This window comes from Amycolatopsis japonica (genome assembly GCF_000732925.1).
In the GTDB taxonomy this organism is placed as follows: domain Bacteria; phylum Actinomycetota; class Actinomycetes; order Mycobacteriales; family Pseudonocardiaceae; genus Amycolatopsis; species Amycolatopsis japonica.
This window is the reverse complement of the sequence record NZ_CP008953.1, coordinates 4,925,247-4,947,800: the sequence shown is the minus strand read 5'-3', so window position 1 is coordinate 4,947,800 and position 22,554 is coordinate 4,925,247. Positions and strand designations below refer to the sequence as shown.

At 69.2% G+C, this 22,554-nt stretch carries 17 protein-coding genes; 15 read left to right on the top strand and 2 right to left on the bottom strand.

Annotation, left to right across the window (positions count from 1 at the left end; translation table 11 throughout):
* Positions 1-8: 8 nt before the first annotated feature.
* Together AJAP_RS22745 and AJAP_RS22740 are read right to left on the bottom strand one after the other, a co-directional pair.
* The gene (locus tag AJAP_RS22745) at positions 9-707 is read right to left on the bottom strand and encodes a hypothetical protein (protein WP_038515071.1); all 699 of its coding nucleotides are present in this window, start codon (positions 705-707) and stop codon (positions 9-11) included.
* Complete coding sequence (locus AJAP_RS22740; protein WP_228694561.1) at positions 704-4,006, bottom strand: phage tail protein; 3,303 nt, start codon at positions 4,004-4,006, stop codon at positions 704-706. The genes AJAP_RS22745 and AJAP_RS22740 overlap by 4 nt, the downstream gene beginning before the upstream one ends.
* A 189-nt stretch (positions 4,007-4,195) precedes the next feature.
* Between AJAP_RS22740 and AJAP_RS22735 the strand changes: the two genes are divergently transcribed.
* From AJAP_RS22735 to AJAP_RS22670, 15 genes are all read left to right on the top strand, one after another.
* On the top strand, positions 4,196-5,737 hold the full coding sequence (locus tag AJAP_RS22735; protein ID WP_038515069.1) for a phage tail sheath family protein: 1,542 nt from the start codon (positions 4,196-4,198) through the stop codon (positions 5,735-5,737).
* 15 nt (positions 5,738-5,752) lie between these two features.
* A complete protein-coding gene (locus AJAP_RS22730; RefSeq protein WP_037344451.1) occupies positions 5,753-6,196 on the top strand; it encodes a phage tail protein in 444 nt (147 codons plus the stop codon).
* A 4-nt stretch (positions 6,197-6,200) separates the two neighbouring features.
* Positions 6,201-6,641: a hypothetical protein gene (locus tag AJAP_RS22725; protein ID WP_038515067.1), complete on the top strand. Its 441-nt coding sequence runs from the start codon at positions 6,201-6,203 to the stop codon at positions 6,639-6,641.
* Positions 6,638-6,796, top strand: a complete 159-nt coding sequence (locus AJAP_RS44390) for a DUF6760 family protein (protein WP_016333592.1) — start codon at positions 6,638-6,640, stop codon at positions 6,794-6,796. The genes AJAP_RS22725 and AJAP_RS44390 overlap by 4 nt, the downstream gene beginning before the upstream one ends.
* Before the next feature lie 7 nt (positions 6,797-6,803).
* Positions 6,804-9,224 carry a hypothetical protein gene (locus AJAP_RS22720; RefSeq protein ID WP_038515065.1) on the top strand — a complete coding sequence of 807 codons (2,421 nt, stop codon included), beginning with the start codon at positions 6,804-6,806 and terminating at the stop codon, positions 9,222-9,224.
* 11 nt (positions 9,225-9,235) lie between these two features.
* Entirely contained in the window at positions 9,236-9,682 is a 447-nt protein-coding gene (locus AJAP_RS22715) for a phage tail protein (protein ID WP_016333594.1), read from the top strand.
* Between the two features lie 2 nt (positions 9,683-9,684).
* On the top strand, positions 9,685-10,449 hold the full coding sequence (locus AJAP_RS22710; protein WP_038515063.1) for a CIS tube protein: 765 nt from the start codon (positions 9,685-9,687) through the stop codon (positions 10,447-10,449).
* Complete coding sequence (locus AJAP_RS22705) at positions 10,442-12,262, top strand: VgrG-related protein (RefSeq protein WP_038515061.1); 1,821 nt, start codon at positions 10,442-10,444, stop codon at positions 12,260-12,262. The genes AJAP_RS22710 and AJAP_RS22705 overlap by 8 nt, the downstream gene beginning before the upstream one ends.
* A 182-nt stretch (positions 12,263-12,444) precedes the next feature.
* Positions 12,445-12,726 carry a PAAR domain-containing protein gene (locus AJAP_RS22700; RefSeq protein WP_037344462.1) on the top strand — a complete coding sequence of 94 codons (282 nt, stop codon included), beginning with the start codon at positions 12,445-12,447 and terminating at the stop codon, positions 12,724-12,726.
* A gap of 1 nt (position 12,727) precedes the next feature.
* The gene (locus tag AJAP_RS22695) at positions 12,728-13,138 is read left to right on the top strand and encodes a GPW/gp25 family protein (protein ID WP_037344464.1); all 411 of its coding nucleotides are present in this window, start codon (positions 12,728-12,730) and stop codon (positions 13,136-13,138) included.
* Positions 13,138-15,099, top strand: coding sequence for a putative baseplate assembly protein (locus AJAP_RS22690; RefSeq protein ID WP_038515059.1), 1,962 nt, complete (start codon positions 13,138-13,140; stop codon positions 15,097-15,099). Before AJAP_RS22695 ends, AJAP_RS22690 begins: the two co-directional genes overlap by 1 nt.
* Entirely contained in the window at positions 15,096-15,635 is a 540-nt protein-coding gene (locus AJAP_RS22685) for a phage tail protein (RefSeq protein ID WP_038515057.1), read from the top strand. The genes AJAP_RS22690 and AJAP_RS22685 overlap by 4 nt, the downstream gene beginning before the upstream one ends.
* A 3-nt stretch (positions 15,636-15,638) precedes the next feature.
* The gene (locus AJAP_RS22680) at positions 15,639-16,613 is read left to right on the top strand and encodes a zinc ribbon domain-containing protein (RefSeq protein WP_038515056.1); all 975 of its coding nucleotides are present in this window, start codon (positions 15,639-15,641) and stop codon (positions 16,611-16,613) included.
* Between the two features lie 11 nt (positions 16,614-16,624).
* Positions 16,625-20,629, top strand: a complete 4,005-nt coding sequence (locus AJAP_RS22675; protein WP_148311558.1) for a DPP IV N-terminal domain-containing protein — start codon at positions 16,625-16,627, stop codon at positions 20,627-20,629.
* 605 nt (positions 20,630-21,234) lie between these two features.
* On the top strand, positions 21,235-22,554 hold the full coding sequence (locus tag AJAP_RS22670) for a COG1470 family protein (protein WP_038515054.1): 1,320 nt from the start codon (positions 21,235-21,237) through the stop codon (positions 22,552-22,554).

Sequence of the window (22,554 nt, the reverse complement as noted above, 5' to 3'; positions counted from 1 at the left end):
GGCTCACATCAGGTGGGCTCCGCGACACCTGCCGCTCGGAGTTTGCGGATTCCGTCGATGAACGCGGCCGCGTGACGGTCCCTCAGCGGGGTCACCAGAATCGCTTGGTCGTAATTCTGCGCGAGCATGGTCTCGAGAACTTGGGGCCACCACGTCTCTCCAAGATCCAAACTGCGCCAGGCATCTTCGCGCGCGGCTGATTCGCGGAGGACCACCGCTTGGGTCTCGGGATCACGGCGCACGAGGGAGGCCGGTACGTCGTAGATCTCCAGGCTGCGGGCTTCGACGTGGCGGATGTCGAGAGCCCAGTCGATCCGCGAGTAGAACTCTTCGCGTGCTTCGTCGAACAGTGACCCGTTCGCGTCGGGGTAGGTCACGGGGTCGGCGCGCGGCGAGATGACGACACTGTCGAACTTCCCGGTCAGCGTCGTCCGGTGAAACAGCGCCCCTTGAGTGAACAGAGGATTCGATCCCGACTTGAGGCCATCGATCGTCACCTCCTCGAGGATCGGGCTCATGACGAAACACCATGAGGATTCGCAGTCGCGGAGCGTGACGCGGCGGACCGTGGTCCTGGTATCCGGGGTGCGCGCCATCGACAGGGCGCAACTCCGGAACTTGCATCTCACGAACTCGAGATCCTCATAGGTTTCGCCGGAGTCCTCGTCATAGAGATCGGCGAACGTCTGTCGGCTGAATGCGGTCACTTCGGCTCCGGGGGCGCGGTGTACTTGATCAGTATGTCAACCTTCTTGTCCCACCACCAGCGACCCTCGTGCTTCTTGATCGTTGCTTCATTGTCGGTGGTGACGTCGTACTTCGCGCCCTTGATGATGTCCTTGCCCGTCCAGTCCGGCGTGCCCGCGGTGCCGACGTGGGTCAAGTACTTGCGCAGCTTCGGCGAGGCGGCGATCCGGGCGGCCATGACGCGCTCCATGGCTTTGCCGAAGTTCGCGCGCCACAGGAACGGCTTTCTCTCGAGTATCTTCCTTTCCGCGGCGGTCAGGACGGCGTCGACGTCGACCGGAGTGGCGACGAGGTGATCGCGTACCGCGTGCGCCATCGTCTGCAGGTCGGCTCCTACCTCCCCCGCGAGTTTGAGTCGTTCGCCCTCCAGTACCTCGGCTGTGATATCCGTGGCCTTGTATTTCCTGGCGTATGCGACGATAAGGCTCTTCAAGCTGCGGAACGCACCGGGGAATCCGTTGTATTCGAGCAGAGTCTTCGCTTTCCCCTCTTTCCCTGCCTGCTTGACCAGTTTCTCGACGGCCTCGGCGGAGGCGACGATTTCGTTGAGCGCGTCGATCTGTCCCGGCTTGGGCGTGATGTTCTTCTTCGTGAAATCCGCGATCGCTTTCTTGGCCTTGGTCGAGACCTTGCCCCGCGTACTGGCCATCTCGACGACGCCACCGTCCGGCGTCGGAGTGGCGATCAGCGTGTGGCCGTCGCCGTTCATGTTCAGGCTGTCCTGCTCGGGCCTGAGCAGCTTGACGATCTTGTCCTTCAGGTCGCGTCCGGCGCCTTTGACCTTCGACCAGATCTTCTTCCCGGCCTTGACGATCGTCCCGACCACCGTGTCGATCACCTTGCCGACCGGGGCCTGGACCTTCTCCAGGATCGACTTGATCTTCTCCGAGATCCCGCCCAGCCCGAGCAGGCTCGCCAGGAATCCGAGCACCATCGGCAGCGCCTTCGCCAGCGTGCGCTCGATCAGCCCGGCCACCGCGCCCGCGCCGCCCCGGGCGATCGACTCGACCGAGTCCAGCACCGACGAGACGAACTCCTTGATCTGGGCGGCCTTGTCGACGAAGAACATGACGATGTCGTAGATCGCCTTGCAGGCCTTGATGAACGCGGCCGCCGGGTTGAGCATCGAGATGATCCAGGTGATGCCCGCCTTGACGATCTTCTCGATCACGAACTCCTTGATCTGGCCGAGCACAAGCTCCTTGAGGTCGCCTAGTTTCTCGATCACCCAGCGCCAGAGCCCCGGCACGCCTTCGGTGATCAGGATCTTGACCACTTCGAACGTCTGCTCCAGTTTGGCGAGCACGGGTTCCGGGATGAAGCGGAGAATCCGCGCGCGGACGCTCGCCCAGGTGAGGCCGAGGAGCGACATGATCATCTTCAGGATGCCCTTGGCGTCCAGCGTTTCCGGGATCTCGATGCCCGCGCTGGCCAGGTTTCCGAGCAGCCAGGCCTTCAGGCCGTCCTTGAGGTGCTGCACGATGTTCGCGCCGAAGTTCATGACGCCGGTCTTGACCGCGTTGACCAGGTTGCCGAGGAACTCGATCGGTTTGGCGATGATCAGGCCGACCGCGTTCGCCGCCCGCGCCAGCACGCTCAGCAGCATGTCCTTCAGCTTGAGGATCGTGTCGATCGCGCCGCCGATCGCCTCCTTCGCCTTGTCCCACAGGCCTTTGTTCTCCGCCTGCAGCGCCTTGATCTCCTCGTCGACGGCGTTGCGGGCTTCGCTGTACTTCTGTGCCAGATCCTCGACCAGCGACTGCTGTTTCTCGTCGACGGAGTTCTCGAGTTCGTCGAACTGGCCGCCGAACTCCTTGGCGGCCTCGCCCGCGATCTTGCGCAGAGCGGGGGACTGCGAGTCGACCTTCTGCCGCACGCGCTCACGGCCTTCCGCGATCAGCCGTTTCGCTTCGGTCAGCTGTTGGCCGACGAAATCGGCGATCTCGCCGATGACGCCCTGCATCTTCGACTCGTAGACCTTCTTGGCCTCGAGGAAGAGGTTGTTCGCCTCGGCGGGCAGGCCGGCGAACAGGTCGTAGCTCCAGCGGGCCGCGCCGGTGACGCCGTCGTAGCGTTCGTCCTTGTACTTCTTCATCCGGGCCTGGTGATCGGCGGTGAACGCGGCCTTCGCCGCCGCTTCGCCGGTCTCGAACCGTTTGGCCACCTGTTCGTCGAGCGCGCCGAGGACACCCTCGACCTTCGTCTTGGTCTCCTCGAAGATCGCCTTGATCTCCGCGGTGATCCGCGCCCGGTCCTGCTCGTCCTTGGCCTTCGTGGCCGACTTCGCCGCCTGCCCGCGTTGCCCGGACGACGACCGTGCGCCGGTCATCCCCGCCATCGCGGCCTGGCCGGACGCCTGCGCCGCGCCCGTGACGGCGGCCAGCCGGCCCGCCTCCGACTCGCGGACCGCCGCGGGTGCCGACGCGGTGTGCTGTTCGCCTTCTTGTTTCGCCGCGAGCGCGCCGGTGAACTCGGGTTCGTTGGACTGCGCCAGCTGCTGGTCGGTGACGCCTGCCTCGGCCATCTTGCCGTGGGTTTCGCATTGGTCGGCGCGAAGGTCGGTTTGGGCGGGCGGCGCCTTGTCCGGGGTGGCCTTGCGGGCGTCCGGCGGGGACAACGTGGGCGGCGGAGGGGTTTCCGGCAGCGGTTTCACCGGTTTTTCCGTCGCTCTGCTGGTGTCCGGCGCTTCTTTGGTGCGCTCGGTGACGTCCTTGGCGGAAGCGTCCTTGCCGCTGGTGACCTTGCCCATCACCTCGGACTTGATCTGGTCCGCCTTGCCGGACGAGGCGAACTTGTCGGCCTCGTCGAGATTCTGCGGTGCCTGCTTGGCGACGGCGGCGTTCACCGCGGCGACGAAGGCGGCCTTGTCGAATCCGGCCGGTTTGGCGGCGGCCATCTTGTCCGCCTGCGCCGCCTTGGCTTGGGCTTCCTTGTCGTCGGCGGGCGCGACCGCGGCGTCCTGCGCCTTCTTGACCTCCGCGGAGGCGGGCGGATGCGCTTTGGCCGCCTTCGCCTGCCCGCTGACGTCCTTCTTGAGCGACCCGAACTTCGGGTCCGACGCGGGCGTCACCCCGGCGGGCGCGACCGGGGGAGCGGGGCAACTGCTGCGCTGCAAACCGACGAGGCGGGTCACCGCCGCGTTGCCCGCGGCGGCCTGCAGCCGCAGCAGCGCGGGCGGGGTGGCACGGCGCGCGGGCTTGACCGGCCGCGCGGGTGGCGTGGCCGGAGCCTGTGTCACCTTGTCCCGGCCCGCCGGCATGTCTTCACTTTCGGCGTCGGCGGGCCGATTGCCAACAGCCGGAGGGGCGGGCCCCGCTGCCCGAACGGGCAGTTGCCTTTTCGGGCAGAGATTGGTTCCCGCCGACCTATCCGCTCGGTCGTTCCGCCGTGAACGTCCACGCAGGAACATCGCCGATGTCAGCGAGTGCACCGAAAAGGGGAGGCACGGATGCCCACCTATCTCACGCCGGGTGTGTACGTCGAGGAGATCGAGGCCGGCGCCCGGCCGATCGAGGGTGTGGGCACGGCCGTCGCCGCCTTCGTCGGCTTCGCGGCGGACGGCCCCTTCAACACGCCCACCTTGGTGTCCAACTGGACCCAGTTCACCCAGACCTTCGGCGATTTCGTCGAAGGCTGCTATCTGGCCCAGTCGGTCTACGGCTATTTCCTCAACGGCGGTGCCAACTGCTACATCGTCCGCATCGGCGGTCCACGAGGGCAGGAGAACGGTGCGGCACCGAAGGCGGCGACGCGCCAGGCCGTGCTCGGCGGCTACCGTTTCGTCGCGAAAGAGCTCACGAGTGGTGGACAGACCGGAGAGCTCACCGTCGAGGTCACCGAACCGACCGGCGAGAACCCCGGCGACGACCGGTTCACCGTGCTCGTCAAGAAGGACGGCAAGGTCGTCGAGACCCACAACGTGACCACCAAGCGCACCAAGGAAAACGTCGTCACACTGGTGCGCGAGAAGTCCAGCTTCATCACGATCGAGGAGCTCGCGACCGGCGGTGCGGTGGCGAAGCCGGACCGTGGCACCGCGGTGCTCACCGAACCGCCGCAGCCCCCGCCCGTCCCGCGGCGCATCGCGGCCGACGACTATGTCGGCGACGTCGCCGACCGCACCGGTTTCGGTGGCCTGGAAGCGATCGACGAGATCACCATGGTCGCCGTGCCGGACCTGATGGCCGCCCACCAGCGCGACCTGATCGACCTCGACGGCGTCAAGGCCGTGCAGCTGGCGATGATCGCGCACTGCGAGCTGATGGGCGACCGGATGGCGATCGTCGACCCGCCACCCGGGCTCAACCCGCAGGAGGTCCGCTCCTGGCGGATGGACCAGGCCGGGTACGACTCGAAGTACGCGGCGTTGTACTACCCGTGGGTGCAGGTGCTCGACGCCGCCAGCGGGACCAACACCTACGTGCCGCCGAGCGGATACATGGCGGGGGTGTGGGCACGCACCGACGCGACCCGCGGTGTCCACAAGGCACCTGCGAACGAGGTCGTCCGCGGCGTGCTGGCGCTCGAAACGCATCTGACCAAGGCGGAGCAGGAACTGCTCAACCCGATCGGCGTGAACTGCGTGCGCTCCTTCGCGGGCAAGGGGATCCGGATCTGGGGAGCGCGCACGCTGTCGAGCGACCCGGCGTGGCGCTACCTCAACGTGCGGCGGCTGTTCAACTACCTCGAGGAATCGATCCTCAACGGCACCCAGTGGGTCGTGTTCGAGCCGAACGACGACGCGCTGTGGGCCCGCATCCGGCGCACGATCAGCGCTTTCCTGGTGATGGAATGGCGCAAGGGCGCGCTGTTCGGCCTCACTCCCGACGAAGCGTTCTTCGTGAAATGCGACCGGGAGACCAACCCGGCCGAGGGGATCGATCTCGGCCAGGTGATCTGCGAAGTGGGCATCGCGCCGGTCAAACCGGCGGAGTTCGTGATCTTCCGGCTGGCCCAGATGTCCGGCGGCACCAGCCTGGTCAACGAATAGTGAAAGGGCTCCGAAATGGCACTTCCCGATCTTGACAAGGCCGTCGGCTGCTCCTTCGGGCTCGAGATCGACGGCGTTCAGATCAAGCAGATCTCCGAGGTCTCCGGACTGAAGATGGAGCAGGACGTCATCGAGCTCAAGCAGAACACCGTGGACGGCAAGTACGTCATCAAGAAGCTCCCCGGCCGCCCGAAAGCGGGAGAGGTGACGCTGACCCGCGGTCTGACCGAGGACAGCAGCTTCGAGAAATGGGTCAAGGACGCGCACTTCGGCAAAATGGGTTCCGCTCGCAAGGGCGGCGCGATCATCGTCTACGACTACGAAGGCGCCCCGATCAAACGCTACAAGCTCACCAACGCGTGGCCGAAGAGCCTGGAGATCGGCGCGCTGAAGGCGGGCGACACCAGTGTGCTCACCGAGAAGCTCGTGGTCACCTACGAGCAGATGGAAGTCGAGTGAGCCCATGCGCAGGGTGATGGCGTCGGCGCCGGCCGAAGAAGCCCTCGTCGTGCCGGAAGCGCAGGCGCGGCCGAAACTGCGGACCGAGTTCGCGTTCGAACTCCCGCGCGGTTACGTCGACGACGCGGGCAACGTGCACCACTCCGGCGTGATGCGGCTGGCGACCGCGCGGGACGAACTCGTGCCGTTGCGGGACGACCGGGTGCGCGAGAACTCGGCCTTCCTCACGGTGGTGCTGCTGGCCAGGGTGATCACCCGGATCGGCGACGTCACCGACGTGCACGCCGGAGTCATCGAGAACCTGTTCGCTTCGGATCTGGCGTTCCTGCAGGACATGTACCGGCGGATCAACAGCGAAGGCCATACGCGGGCGGGCGTCGCCTGCCCGGAGTGCGGCCACGAGTTCGTCGTCGACGTCGCCGGCGGCCGCCTGGGGGAATCGTGACGTACGCGGCCGGACGGCTGCACGAGGAAGTCGCGTACGTCGCCTACCACCTGCACTGGTCGCTCGACGACATCCTCGACCTCGAACACCACGACCGGTTGACCTACGTCGCCGAGATCGCCCGGATCAACACTCGGATGAGCGAGGGACGGTGACGTTTCGATGTGGACGTGGCGCAGGAAGGAGCCGGGCCCGCCCCCGGAAGCGGCGACACCGGCCTCGCTGCCGGTGACCCGTGCCGAATGGCGAAGCCTGCCGCCGATCCAGCGCGTCGTCGCCGAGCATCCGCTGATCAATCCGGTGCAGAGATTCAGCGCCTCGCTGACGTCCTGGCGGAGCCCGGCGTACCTGGAGCCGTTGGGACATCGGGTCGGTCCGGCGGAACCTTCGGGTGTCATCGACGGTCTCGCGCGCGCACCGATGGCACCGCCGGACATGCCTGTGGTGCAGCGGTCCGCCCGCAAACGTGGTGTGCTGTCGCGTCTTTGGGGAATGTCGGTGCAGCGCGCCGCCGAACCGGCCGGTCCGGTGACCGAAAGCTTTGCCCCTGAACAGGAATTCGTGCCTGCCGTGCAGTCGTACGAGGAGCCGTTGCCGGACGAGCCGGGGCCGGCTTTCGAGCCGACCGTCGCGCTGGAGCCGACGGCGACGCTCGTGCTGCCGGCCGTCGCGGCGGCGTCGCCTGACGCCGACCGGCCGCCGATGCCGTTGACCACCGCGGGCTCGTCGGCGCGCCCGCCGGTGAGGACGGTCCAAGCGATCCGGTCGGAAACCCCGAGCGCTCCGGTCCCCACTCCGGAGCCCGCGGCCGAACCGCGGGCAGTCGAGACATTCGAGCCTGACCACGACCCGCTCGTGTCCACGCCCGAGCCGGTCGATGCCGAGACCGTGCCGGTCCAGGTTCCGGACCCGCTCCCCGCCGAGCCACCCACTTCGGAGGTGATGACACCGCGGCCCGCGCTGCCGGTCGTCCAGAGGACGGAACAGGTCGAGGCGGCGCCGCGGCGGTTGGGGCTCGGCGCGCCGATCGTGCCGGACTCGGTCCAGGCGGAAGTGCCGAGTGCCGACGTGCCAGCAGTGGAAGACAACGTCGCCGAGGTCGACGCGCCGCTGGCGGGCGATGTCGAGACTCCGGTGCTGCCCACGGTTTCGGCGCCGGCCGAGGTGGCGCGGGAGGAGCGGACGTTTCCGGCCATGCCCGTGGAGACAACGACGTCGCCGACTTCTGTACCGGCCGTTCAGCGTTCGGTCGTCGAATCGGCTCTGGAACTTCCGTCGCCGAAACATCGGGACGTGTCGCAGGCCGGGGCTTCGGTTCGGAAGCCGGTGCAGCGTTCGCGTGATGAATCGCCAGCGGAACCGCTATCGGTGCAGCGGCCGGTGCAGCGCCATGAATCGCCGGGGGAGCCTGCTTCGGTCGAGCGGCCGGTGCAGCGTTTGCGCGACGAGGCGCCAGTGGGACCGGTATCGGTGCAGCGGCCGGTGCAGCGCCATGAATCGCCGGGGGAGCCTGCTTCGGTTGAGCGGCCGGTGCGGCGTTTGCATGACGAGTCGCCAGTAGGGCCGCTGTCGGTCGAGCGGCCGGTGCAGCGCTATGAGTCTCCGGGGGATCCTGTGTCGGCTCACCGGCCGGTTCAGCGGTTGCGTGACGAATCGCCAGGGGAGCTGGCTTCGGTTCGGCGGCCCGTACAGCGCTTGCGGGATGAACCGCCAGCGGCGCAGAGACCACTGCAGCGTCGGCGCGACGAATCGCCGGTGGAGCCTACGTTCGTTCAGCGGCCGGTGCGGCGCCTCCGCGACGAATCGCCACAGGAGCATGCAGAGGCACCGATCTTGGTCGCCCGGGCGCTCGAACCGCCGCCGAGCCTGCCGACGGTCGCCTCGTCGCGTTCTTCACCCGACACCACCTTCCACTCGCCCGAACCACCGCGAATCCGGTCCGGGACACCAGAAACCCCAGAGCCGCCCGGGACGCCGGGCGGCTCGGTGAGCGCGCCACCGGCATCGGTGATCTCGATGTCACCGCTGCCGGTGGCACGAGTCGTCGATAGCACGGCCGCGGTCTCGCCCGCACCGGTGGCAGTGGACCAGCGCCCGACCCTGACCTCCTTGCTGAGCGGGGGCGGTGCCACTCCGCTGCCTTCCGTATCACCGAGGACTCCGCTCATGCCAGAGACGTTTACGGCCAAGCCGGTTGTTCAACGCCAAGACGCGGAAGCCTTCCAGCAGCCGACGACGATGCCTCCGCCGGCGAGACCCGCCGAAACGCGATCCGTGCAACGCACTGTGCCCAGCGAGCCCGTCGCCGACGTCAAGAGCCTCGTGCTCAACCTGCCACCCGCCGTCGTGCCGCGACAGCCTGAACCCCCGGTCGTCCAGCGCGACCCGGAAACACCACCACCGCCGGAGCCCGTCGCGGCGCCGGTGCCCGCGACAGCACAGGCGGCACCGGCGGCACCGGCCGCGCAACCGGAGACCGAGGAACTCGTCAAGAAGCTTTTCGACCCGCTGCTGCGGCGGCTGAAGACCGAACTCCGCCTCGACCGTGAGCGCCGCGGCGCGCTCACCGATCGCCCGCACTGAAGGAGAAGCCGATGCCGGACGCGGAAGAAGCCGTCGCCGTTTGCTACGTCGTCAAGCTCGACGACAAGAACCTCGGCAACCTCGGCGCATTCAGCAGTTGCGACGGGCTGGGCTGCGAGTTCGTCATGGAGCAGCGGGAAGAGGGCGGCAACAACGGGATGGTCTGGCAGCTCCCGACGCGGATCAAGTACTCCAACATCAAGCTCTCCCGCCCGGTCACCGAAGCCAGCTCGCAGATCACGAAATGGTTCGCCGGTATGGCGGGCGGTATCGAGCGCAAGACCGCCACCATCGAAGCGCGCACCCTCGACGGCACCGTGATCGCCAGCTGGTCACTCGAAGGGGTCGTCCCTGTGCGCTGGAGCGGGCCGCAGCTTTCGCCCGACTCGCCCAAGGTCGCCACCGAGACGCTCGAACTGGCCCACCACGGCTTCCTCAGCCCGGCGAAGAAGGGCTAGCCATGTCCTCACCCGTCACGTTCACCTCCGCCGGATCCCAGCCGCCCGCGGCGTACGGCTCCGGCGAGCCGGCGCCGAACAACCTCCAGCGCGCGCTGCTGGAGGTCCGCAAACCTCCGCAATCCGGCGGCACCGGGCAGCCCGGCGCCAAACTGTTCGAGATCAAGTTCCAGTTCAACCCCAAGGAACTCTCGCTCACCAAGAACGCCAAATGGGGCCGTGATCCGCAGCGCAACGCGAAGAAGAGCGGACCTCCCGAGTTCAAGGGCTCGGACCCGTGCAAGCTCGCGCTTGAGATGTTCCTCGACGCCACCGACAAGATGGACGACGCCGTCGTCAAGAAGGTCGAGCAGCTCTTCACCTGCTGTGTCGCCACCGAGGAAAGCCGCCAGCACGGCAAGGGTTCGCCGCCGTGGGTGATCTTCAAATGGGGCGGGATGACCGGCTTCCCCGCGTATGTCGCCAGTGTGACCGCGAAGTACACGCTGTTCACCCCATCGGGTACTCCGGTGCGCGCGGTCTGCACGGTGAACCTGGAGGAGATCGCCGGCGAGCTGAGCGGGCAGAACCCGACCTCGGGTGCGCTGGCCGCACGGGACACCCACGTGTTCGTCGCCGGTGATTCCCTGCAGGCGGTGGCGTTCCGTGCCTACGGCGACGCGGGGAAGTGGCGCGAGATCGCCGACGCCAACGACATCGACGATCCGATGCGGCTGCGGCCCGGCACCCGGTTGCTCGTGCCGGCGCTGGAGGAACTCGATGGCTAACGAGAGCTTCGCGAACAACCTCATCGTCGAGGTCGCCGGGGGTCCGCTGCCCGACGACGTGAAGACGCTGCTCTCCTACGCCTACGTCGACGACAGCCGGAACCTGCCGGACATGTTCGTCCTGCGGTTCCGCGACTCCGGGCACGTGGTGCTGGACAAGGGGAAGTTCACCGTCGGCGCGCAGATCAAGCTGAAGGTGCAGACCTCCGATCCCGAAGCCCCGCAGGAATTGCTCTCCGGCGAGGTCACCGCGGTCGCGATCGACCTCGACCGGATCGGCACCTTCACCGAGGTGCGCGGTTACGACCACGCGCACCGCCTGTTCCGCGGCCGCCGGGTCGCGGTCTACCCGGGGATGACGCTCGCGGACGTCGTCACCAAGGTGACCCGGCGCGCCGGGCTGAAGGTCGGCAAGATCGATCAGGTCCCCGGTGTCGGCGGCCGTCCGCATACGCAGTTCAGCCAGGACAACGTCAGCGACTGGGATTTCCTTTCCCGGCTGGCGGAGTCGGTCGGCGCCCAGATCGCCGTGCGCGAGGGCGCGCTGAACTTCCGCCTCGCGGAGAAGCCCTCGGCGGCACCCGCCACCACCGCGAAGGCCAACACCGACCCCTTGGTGCTCGAGGCACATCGGACGCTGGTCAGCCTGCGCGCCAGTGTCACCGCGGCCGAGCAGGTGCCCGAGGTCGAGGCCCGCGGCTGGGACGTCACGACGAAGAAGCCGGTGGTGGCCGCCGAAAAACCGAAGAACGCGGGCACCGAGGTCGAGGGTGTCGACCCGGTGGCGCTCGCGAACAAGTTCTCCAGCCCCAAGTACGTCTCGGCGGATACGCCGCGCCGGACCCAGGCCGAGGCCAAAGCGGCGGCGGTCGCGCTGTCCGAACGGCTCGGCGGCGCGTGCACCGAACTCGACGGGGTCGCCAAGGGCAATCCGAAGCTCCGGGCGGGCGCGGCGGTGACGCTGACCGGCGTCGGAAAACCGTTCGCCGGCAAGTACACGCTCACCAGCACGCGGCACCTGTTCAACGCGGAAGTCGGCTACACCACCGAGTTCGCCGTCTCCGGCAGACAGGAACGCTCCCTCTACGGGCTGGTCGCCGGTGGTTCCAAGACCTCGGCGTGGCCCGGAGTGGTGCCCGCGGTGGTCAGTGACGCCAAGGATCCCGCCGGGCTCGGCCGGGTCAAGCTGACTTTTCCCTGGCTGGATCAGAACTTCACCAGCAACTGGGCCCGAACGGTGCAACCCGGCGCGGGCAACGGGCGGGGCGCGATGGTCATGTCCGAGGTCGGCGACGAGGTGCTCGTCGGCTTCGAGCAAGGCGATTTCGAGGCGCCGTATGTCCTCGGCGGGTTGTATAACGGCGTAGACGCGGTGCCGAAGTTCACCGCGCCGCCGATCGACGGCAACAGCGGCGAGATCGCCGTGCGGGGTTTCGTCTCCCGCAAGGGACACAAGCTCGAATTCGCCGAACAGGACGGCATCGTCGTCGCGTCCGGCGACGGGAAGCTCGTGGTCAAACTCGACCAGAAGAACCAGATGATCGAGGTGACCAGCGGCAAGGGTGTCACGGTGAAGGCGCGGAACGGGGTGAGCATCGACGCCGGCAGCGGTCCGCTGGAGCTCAAGGGCCAGAAGGTGTCCGTGAAGTCGGCGACCGAGGCGACCGTCGAGGCGAGCAGCAGCCTGAAGCTGTCGGGCACGGCGGGCGTGAACGTCGAGGGCGCGACGGTTTCGGTCAAGGGACAGGGCCAGACGGAGCTGACCGCGAGCGGTGTCGTGACCGTGCGCGGCGGCGTGGTCAAGATCAACTGAGGGAGTGGGGCTGGGATGTATTCGACAGAGGCTCGTGGCGATGTCGCGAAAGCCACTTTCGAGACATCTGACGTCCCGAAAGTGGCTTTCGCGACACGCCGTCCATTCCGCACAACAGCCAGACCGTCGACCGAGACCGGCACGGTCTTGCACCACCGACAGATCAACTGAGGGGAGCGGGCATGCCACCAGCCGCGAGGGTCGGCGACCCGACCGGGCATCCGGGCGTCATCGCCGGACCCGGTGTGCCGACCGTGCTCATCGGCGGGATGCCCGCCGCCACCGTCGGCACGCTGCACACCTGCTCGTTCCCGCCGCCCGCGGTGCACCCGCCGACGCCGATCGCGCCGCCGGGCTGCCCGACGGTGCTGATCGGCGGCCTGCCCGCGGCGCGGATGGGCGACCTGGCCGCCTGCGGCGCGCCGATCGTCCTGGGCTGCCCGACCGTCCTGATCGGAGGCTGACATGGATTTCCTGGGCAGGGGGCTGGCGTTCCCGGTGCGCACCGACGCGACGGGCTCGATCGCCTTGGTCGGCGGCGAGCGCGAGGTGGTCGAGAGTATCCGGCTGATCCTGGCCACCGCTCCCGGTGAGCGGCCGATGCGCCCGGAGTTCGGCTGCGCCGTGCACGATCTCGTGTTCGCGCCCGCCGACTCGGCCACCGCGGGGCAGATCGCCTACGAGGTGCGCACCGCGCTGGAGCGGTGGGAGCCGCGGATCACGCTCACCGACGTGGTGGTCGGGTTCTCCGAGGCCGAGCGCGGCACACTGCTGATCGACATCAAGTATCAGCTGCGCGGGACCAACGACCCGCGCAACCTGGTCTTCCCGTTCTACGTCATCCCGCCCCACGAGTCCATTCAGGACGGTGCGTGATGTCGCTGCCCATGCCCAACCTCGACGACCGCCGGTTCCAGGACCTGGTCGACGAAGCCAAGTACCTCGTCCAGCGCAACTGTCCGGAATGGACGGACCACAACGTCTCCGACCCCGGCGTGACGTTGATCGAGACGTTCGCGCAGATGGTCGACCAGGTGCTCTACCGGCTCAACCGCGTGCCGGACCTGCACTACCTGCGGTTCCTCGACCTCATCGGCGTGCGGTTGTTCGCGCCGACCGCCGCGCGGACCGACGTGACGTTCTGGCTCTCGGCGGCGCGGGACGTCCCGGTGGTCGTCTCCGCGGGGAAGCAGGTCGCGAGTGTGCGCGACGAGGTCGAGGACCCCGTCGTGTTCACCGTGGAGCGCACGCTGACGATCGTGCCGTGTTCGCTCGCGGGCCTGGCCACCGGCGACGCCGACCCCGGTGTGCCGCCGGTCGACCGCACCGACGAGCTGCTGGTCGGCGGCGAGCCCGCGTGTTTCGCCGAAAACCCCGCGCCCGGCGACATCGTCTACTTCGGACTGTCGGACGCCGTGCCCGGCTGCGCGGTACTGCTGCGGATGGACTGCGAGGTCGAAGGGCAGGGCGTCGATCCGCACGACCCGCCGTGGGTGTGGGAGGCCTGGGACGGGCACGGCTGGGCCGCCGGCGAGATCGACCGGGACAGCACCGGCGCGTTCAACCGGCCAGGGGACGTCGTGCTGCACGTGCCGCCGGGGCATACGGCGTCGGTGCTCGCCGGGCGGCACGCGGGCTGGATCCGTTGCCGCTTGACGGAACCGAAGCAGAACCAGCCGTTCTTCCAGCGATCACCGCGGCTGCGCTCGGTCGAGGCGTCGACCATCGGCGGCACGGTCGGCGCGGTACACGCCGAGGTCGTGCACGGCGAGATCGTCGGCACCTCGGACGGCCTGCCCGGACAGCGGTTCCCGCTCGGCAGGCGTCCGGTGGTGGCGGGCGGGGACGAGCTGATCGTGGAGGTGTCCGGTCCCGACGGCTGGCAGGAGTGGACCGAGGTGTCCTCGTTCGCCGAATCGGGCCCGGAAGACCGGCATGTCCAGCTCGACCGGGTCGCCGGTGAGATCGCGTTCGGCCCCGCCGTGCGCCAGCCCGAGGGCGGCGTCCGGTACTACGGCGCCGTTCCGGCCAAGGCCGCCGCGATCCGGGTGCCCGCCTACCGGGCCGGCGGCGGGCGGCGCGGGAACGTCGCCCGTGAAGTGCTCGAGGTGCAGCGGGACCCGATCCCGTTCGTCAGCACCGTGGTGAACCGGCGTCCGGCGACCGGCGGGGTGGACGGCGAATCGGTACGGGACGCGGCGGTCCGCGGTCCGTTGCTGCTGCGCACCCGCGACCGCGCCGTCACCGCCGAGGATTACGAACAGCTCGCGCGCGAAGCGGCGCCCGAGGCGGCGAGGGTGCGCTGTGTACCCGCGCACGGCCCCGACGGCCGCGAGACCGGCGCGATCCGCGTCCTCGTCGTGCCCGCCGTTCCGGACACCGGCGAGCTGAGATTCGCGACGCTGATGCTCGACCCCGGGATGCGGACCCGGATCGAGCGGTATCTGGACGAACGTCGCTGTGTCGGCGCCCTCGTGTCCGTGGAAGCGCCGTTCTACCACGGGGTCACGGTCGTCGCCCGGCTGCGGTCGCGCCGCCGGACCAGCCCCGGCTCCCTCGGCCCGCGGGCGACGCAGGCGCTCTACGACTACTTCAACCCGCTGACCGGCGGGCCGGACGGCGACGGCTGGCCGTTCGGGCGTCCGGTGCAGTCGGGCGAGGTTTTCGCGGTGCTGCAACGGCTTCCCGGTGTCGAGATGGTGGAGGACGTACGCCTGTTCGCGGCCAATCCGGTCACGCGGGAACGCGGCGAGCAGGTCGACCGGCTCGATCTGCCGCCCCACGCGCTCGCGTTCTCGTTCGGGCATCAGGTCCGGGTCCGGGAGAGTGACCGATGAGAGCGGCCGTACCCGGGCTGCCGAGCCCGCATCCGATCGGCGAGCAACTGCCCTCGGTCTACGCCGAGGACCGGTTCGTCCAGGGCTTCACCGGCGCGCTCGACGAGGTGCTCGCACCGGTCTTCGCCACGTTGGACAACTTTTCCGGTTACCTCGACCCGAACCTGGCGCCGGAGGACTTCGTCGGCTGGCTGGCGCATTGGGTGGCGTTGCGCGTCGACGAAGGCTGGAGCCCGGTCCGGCTGCGCGAACTCGTGACCCGGTCGGTCGAACTGCATCGGTGGCGCGGTACCCAGCGCGGGCTCGCCGAACACGTACGGCTGCTGACCGGTGGCGCGGTCGAGGTGACCGACAGCGGCGGGGTCGTGGCGTCGCCGGAGCCCGGAGCGCCGCTCCCGGATCCGGGGCCGCCGTGGGTCCACGTGCGCGTGCGGGTGCCCGATCGGAGCCGGATCGACGAACGACGGCTGACGGCGACGGTCGTGGACGCGGTGCCCGCCCACGTGCGGGTCACGGTGGAAGTGGTGGAGGGGTAGCGGATGGTCATCTACCGGGAATGCGGGCATCAGGGCCCCGCCGACGTCGAGTTCTGCGGCGAATGCGGGCGGTACCTGAAATGGGACGACGAGGAACCCGTCGCGGTGCGTCAACCGATCGCCCAGGCCCAGGTCGTGCAGCCGGCCGAACCGCTCGCGCCGGTCCGGCAGCCGCAGCAGCGGACGGTCGAGGAGCAGGTCCTCCGCCCGGGTGACCTGATCTGCGGCAGATGCGGCAAGGGCAACGTGCCCACCCGTAACTTCTGCGGTCGCTGCGGCGCGTCCCTGGCCGAGTCGGAAGTCGTGAAGACATCGTGGTGGCGTCGGCTGTTCCGCCGCGGACCCCGGGAGCACAAGGCGGGGGAGCGGCCGGGCAAGGACGGCGTCCGCCGCCGCGTCGGCCGGGCCGGTGCCGCGCGACGCAGCGTCGGCAAGGCCGTCCGCCGGGTGATCGCGGTGATGCTGGTGCTCTCGGCGCTGATCTACGCGCTGTACCAACCGTTCCGGGGTGCGATCAACACCGCCGCGGTCGGCCTGTGGAGTCAGGTGACGGGGATCTTCGAGACGAAGCTGAACCCGGTGCGTCCGAGCAAGGTGACCGCGAACGCGCAGTCGCCGGGCCATCCGGGGAACCTGGTCAGCGACAACGCCAAGAACACCTTCTGGGCGGCGACCGCCCAGGGCGAACCCGTGCTGGTGTTCACCTTCGACCGTCCGGTGGATCTGCGGAAGGCGATCGTGCATTCCGGCAACGGCGCGAACTTCCAGGCCGCGCACCGGCCGAAGACCCTGCATCTCGTGTTCTCCACCGGCAAGACCTACGACATGGTGCTGGCCGACACGCCGGACGCCCAGGAGATCCCGATCGAGAACAGCGCGGGCGCCACGAGCGTCGAGCTGCACGTGGTCGGGCTGCATCGCTCGCTGGACGGCATGGACGTCGCGATCTCCGAGATCGAGCTGTTCGAGGCCGGCTGAGGAAGGACTGGATGACCATGCGCCCGAACCGAGCGGTGGCGGCGATCGCGTTCGTCGCGGTGCTGGGCGGAGCGGCGATCACCGGGGTGCTCGCGCCGACCGCGGCGCAGGAGCCCGCGCCTCCCGCCGCGCCCTACCGCGTCGGCTACGTCAGCGCCGCGACCACGGCCCTGTTCCAGGCCTCCGGCGCGGCACTGCCCCCGGGCGCCGGGGGCGTCGATTCCGACGCGTCCGCGGGCAAAGGCGGCCTGGTGTGGGTGAGCAAACGGGCCGTCCGTGACGGCGCCGAGCGCGACGGCGAGATCTGGTACCTGCGCGACGGCACCAAGGTCCCGGTGCGCCTGACCGACGACGCGACCGTCGACACGCATCCGGCGTTGTCGCCCGACGGTTCGTCGGTCGCGTTCGTCTCGGAACGCACGGGCAGCAAGGACATCTTCGTGATCGGCGTCGACGGCCGCGGGCTGCGCCAGGTGACCTCCGGGCCGGCCGCGGACGATTCGCCGAGCTGGTCGCCCGACGGCGGCCGTCTCGTGTTCAGCGGTACCGGCGAGGATCCGGCCGGTGACCTCTACACCGTGCCGTCGGGCGGCGGCGCGCCGACGCGCCTGACCAACGACCCCGCCGCGGACACCCAGCCCGCCTGGGCGCCCACCGGTTCCCGGATCGCGTTCACCACCACCAGATTCGACCCGGCCGGGGATGTCGTGGTCATGGCCGACACCGGCGGCGCCGTCACCCGCGCGGTCCCGGAGCCCGGTGACTCGTCCGAGCCCGCGTGGTCACCGGACGGCGTGCGGCTGGCCTTCACCACCCGGCAACCGGATCCGCTGGGCGACGTCAAACAGGTCGCGGGTGGTCAGGTCTCGGTGATCTCCGCGTTGTCCGGCGTCGGCGAGACCGAACCGACCTTCCGCGCCGACGGGCAGCCGGTGTTCACCCAGCTCCGCGGCGGGGCCACCACCGACATCTGGAGCGCGGACGCGCGCGGCGGCGACCGCCGCGACCTCACGAACCGGCCGGACGCGGACGAAGCCGATCCCGCCTTCTCCCCGGACGGGACTTCGCTGGCCTACACGGAATTCGGCACCGGCGAGAGCCGGAACAGTCAGATCGTCGTGGCGAACGCCGACGGCGGCGCGCCGCGACCGCTGACCGCGGCCGAGCGCGGCAAACGGGAGCGTCATCCGGCATGGTCGCCGGACGCGACGAAGATCGCGTTCACCCGGACCGTGTCGGCAGGCGAGGGTTCCGACAGCTTCGTGCGGATCGTGCGCGTCGCGGACGGCCGTGTTCTCGGCGACATCCCGATCCCGGCGCATCTGCGTGGCGACGACTCGCAGGCGGTCTGGTCGGCGGACGGGGCCAAGATCACGCTCACCCGGGCCGCCACCCGGATCGGGCCGCCGGGACCGTCCAGAGTGGACCCCGCGACGGTGGACGTGCCGGTCGGCCGCGGCGGGTCGGCGCGGATCGCCAAGACGGTGCAGACCGACCGGATCCGGTCCCTGCCGGACGTCGTCCTGCTGATGGACCAGACCGGCTCCATGGGCGGGGTGATCGAAGGGGTCAAGACGAACCTCGGCACGGTCATCGACAGCGTGCGGGAACGGGAGAAGGAAGCGAACTTCGCCGTCGTGGCCTTCGGCGACGCGAAAGATCCGGCCCCGCGGCCGTTCTACGTTCAGCAGCCGCTGACCCCGGCGGGTACCGAGGCCGAACGGAAGCTGCTGTCCGACGCGTTCGCCCGGATCAAGGCGGACGGTGGTGGAGACACCGCCGAGGATTGGCTGCTGGCCTTGCAGAAGGTCGCGACCGGAGCCATCACCTTCCGTCCGGGCAGCAGCCGGGTCGTCGTCCTGGTCGGTGACGCGGCGAGCCACGAGACCCCGCCGAACACCCGGACGGAGGTGATCGCCGCACTGAACGCGGCGAAGATCAGCGTGGTGGCCGTTCCCGCGGTCACCGGCGGGTCGAGCACGGATCCCGACCGCGGCCTCGACGCGCGGGGACAGGCGACCGCGATCACCAGCGCCACCAACGGTGTCCTCACGCCCGACACCGACGCCGGCCGGATCTCGGAGGCGATCATCGCGGGTATCGGTGATCTCCCGGTCAGCGTCCAGCCGGTGAGCTTCTGCGATCCCGGCCTCACGATGACGTTCGATCCCGCGGGGCCGCAGAGTGTTCCGGGCGGCACGAACGCGCGGTTCACCGAAACGGCGACGGTGTCCCAGACGGCCGAGGTGGGTTCTTTCCTGCGCTGCCGCGTGGAATTCCGGTTGAACGGGGAGCCGACCGTGCGGCCGGGATACACCGAAAACGTCACCGTGCGCGTCAAGGATCCGGCTCTGCCCCTGATCACGCTGCACGACCGGACGGTGACCGGAACCGGCCCCATGGTGATCGAGTATCCCGCGACCGCGGTGGACGTGGACGGGAGCCCGCTCGAGCCGAGCTGCACTCCGTTGTCCGGCAGCCTGTTCCCGGTCGGCGCCACCACGGTGACGTGCACGGCGCGCGGGAAGAACGGCACCGCCGTCGAGACCGCGGTCATGGCCGTCGCCTCGCCGGGAGAGGAGCGACGGAAGCAGCTGTGGCAGGTCACCCTGACCCAGCCTTCGCCCGACGTCGTCGTGCCGGGAGACCAGCGTGACCTTTCGTCGCTGTTCGGGCCGGGTTGCGGGGCCGGCGCGGAAAGCGCGGCGGACCTCTCGCCGGACGGGGCCACCGTCGCGTTCCAGAGCGGCAACGCGCTGGTCTGCGTGGCTCCCGCCGACGGGGGCGCGGCCCGGATCCTGGTGCAGCGCATGGGATACGTCGACGATCCGGCCTGGTCCCCGGACGGCGGTCTCGTCGCGTACACGAACTCGCCGGGCGAGTCCCCGCCACGGATCGCGGTCGTTCCGTTCGCCGGTGGTGACGGCCGGACCCTGATCGACGGCCCCGGTGGTGCCTCGCAGCCCACGTTCCAACGGATTCCCGACCTCGTGGTGAGCACGAGCGCCGTACCCGCCGCGATCCCGTTCGAGGGGCTCACCACGTTCGAGTTCGTCGTGACCAACCGCGGCGCCACCGCGTCGCCTGTCGTGGGGCTGTTCGTCCGGCTGACGGCCGGACTGCGACCGGCGGCGGCCCTCCCCACCAAGGGCACCTGCACGCCGGAACTGGTGTGCGCGTTCGGCACGCTGGTGCCGGGCCAGGAGGTACGGGTGCGGTTCGGCGCGACCGGTCTGGTCGCCGGAGCGCAGGCGGCGACCGGAACGGTCACCACGGCCGGCCCCGACGCCGACGCACGGAACAACTCCGCCACAGCGGTCGTGACGGTCGGCGAAAAGCCGGCGCCACCGGTGACCCCCGGATCCTTGTCGGTCGGGATGTCGGTCTCGGCGGTCCCGTTGTTCGCCGGCGGTGACGACGTGGTGCTGACCTACTTGGTGCACAACGGTTCCCAGGCCCCGATGCCGGCCGTCCGGCTCGTGACCCAGCTGCCACCACAACTTCCCGCGACTTCGGCCGCACTCGGCTGTGTGCCCGGCGGTGGAAGTTGCGCGCTCGGGACGCTCGGGCCGGGGCAGACGGTGACGCTCCGGATCTCGTTGGCCGCGAAGGCCGCGTTCGAGGGCCAGGTGTCCGGCACGGTGAGCACGACCGGACCGGACAACAACGCCGGGGACAACACGGCGACCGCGCGTGTGGTGGTCCGGCAGCCGGTGGTCGAGCTGGATCCGAAGATCGGCACGCTCGGCTTCGTCCCGCGGGTGCGGGGAACGGACTTCCCGCCGGGCGCGGTGGTCCGGCTGGCCTGGTCGGCGGGCATCTCCGCGCCGGGACAGGTCACCGTCGGCGCCGATGGAAGATTCGAGGCGTACTTCCTGATCTTCCACCACGACCTGATCGGCCCGCGCACGGTGAACGTGACCTCGGTCGGCGGCCCGAAATTCGGGACGGCGGCATCGAATCCGATCCTGGTCGTGCTCCGCACCCTGCAACCCCCCTTCATCACCCGAGGCTGAGGGGCCGCGTCGTGAGTGGCGTTTCGGCTTCTAACCCGAAACGCCACTCACGACCACCTGGACCGATCGGCCGCACTCGCGTGATCGACGCCGGAACTCACGTGATCGAAGGCGGAACTCGCGAGATCGAAGGCGGAACTCGCGAGTGCGGCCTCCAATCACGCGAGTCACGTCCCTGATCACGCGAGTCACGCCTTTGCGCACGCTGCGCCCTGTGCGCCCAGTCCCCGTTGGTGAGGCAGGCGGGGCAGTGAAGCTGATGCCGTCTGTCGTCTTGGGCGAGTGGGGAAGATTCCGGCCGTCCAACGTCCGGGATCTTCCCCACTCGGTCGTCGCGCCCACGCAGGTCGGACGTAGGTAGGCACAGAGCACGCGGTTGGCTCTAGCCCGAAACGCCACTCACGGCCAGTATCCGGCCGGGGCGAAGGCTCCTTTCGCCGCATCGGATGCGGTGAAGGGAGCCTTCAGCCCACTCGTGACAGTGTGAAATTGCTCAGACAGCTTCCGAGCACACCGGCCACTGCCCCTATGGGCAACGACCGGCGCACGGCCGCACACCCGTCCGCTGCTGCCGGTCGTCGCGCCGGACGCGCAGACTTCCGGGTATGGGAGCAACGGCGACGCTGTCCGAGGCGGGTCTGGTCGCGGAACCGGGCCAGGAGATCAGCTGCTCGGTGACCATTCGCAATGCCGGCCGGGTCGTCGATCAGTTCGCGATCGAGGTGGTCGGCGATCCGGGTGCCTGGGCCACCGCGGAACCGGCGACGGTGAACCTGATGCCCGGGGAGGCGGGGACGGTCGTCGTGCGGTTCTCGCCGCCGCGGTCGTCCGACGTCCGGGCGGGCCAGATCCCGTTCGGTGTCAGGGTTTTCTCGAGCGAGGACCCGGCGGGGTCGGTGGTCGAGGAAGGCAGCATCCAGCTCGGCGCGTTCACCGAGGTGACCGCCGAAGTCGTTCCGGCGAAAGTGGAGGCCGGTTCCAAGGCCGATTTCGAAGTCGCCGTCGACAACCGCGGCAACCATCCCGTCGCCGTCGAACTGAGCGCGCTCGACCCCGAGGACGAGCTCGACTTCCAGCTCGAACGGAACCGCGCCGACCTCGCGCCGGGCACGGCCGCGTTCGTCCGCCTGCGGGCCCGGCCGCGGAAACGGTTCCTGCGCGGGCAACCCGTCCGGCACCGCTTCCAGGTGTTCGTCGTCGCGGACAACGCCGAACCGCTCAAAACCGAAGGCACCATGGTGCAGCGGCAGTTGCTGCCGAAGTGGTTGCTGCCGGCGCTCGCCGCACTGCTGGTGTTGCTGCTGGCCCTGGTGACGCTGTGGTTCACCGTGCTGAGGCCTGCGGTGAAATCGGCCGCCCGCGAGGCCGCGCAGGAGCAGAACCAGGAGGTGATCAAGGCCGCGCAGGACGCCGGTGGCGCCGCGGGGGAGGCGAAGAAGGACGCCGTTCAGGCCAAACAGAACTCCGAAGACGCGATGAAGGCCGTCGGGCTGACCCCGCCTCCGGACGGCGCGCCGCCCGGCCCCAGGGCGTCGAACGGTGTCCCGAACCCGGCGGGCAACGCGAACGGGACACCGACCGACTTCCGCGTGGCGGCGGACGCGGCGGTCGACTCGAACGTCAACCGCTTCGCCGAATTCCCCTACGCCGTTCCGGATGCCGCGAAGACACTGGTCGTCACCGACCTCATCCTGCAGAACCCGCGCGGCGACAACGGAACCCTGCGGCTGTTGCGGGATTCCGGCGGCACCAAGACCGTTCTTCTCGAAGTCGGCCTCGCGAACTTCCGCGACCTCGACCACCACTGGTTGCAGGCATGGCGGTTCGCCCCCGGGGAGAAGATCGTGCTCGCGGTCAGCTGCCAGACGCCGGGAGGCGGCAGCCGGTGCACCCCGTCGGTCTCCTTCTCGGGCCGCATCGAATAG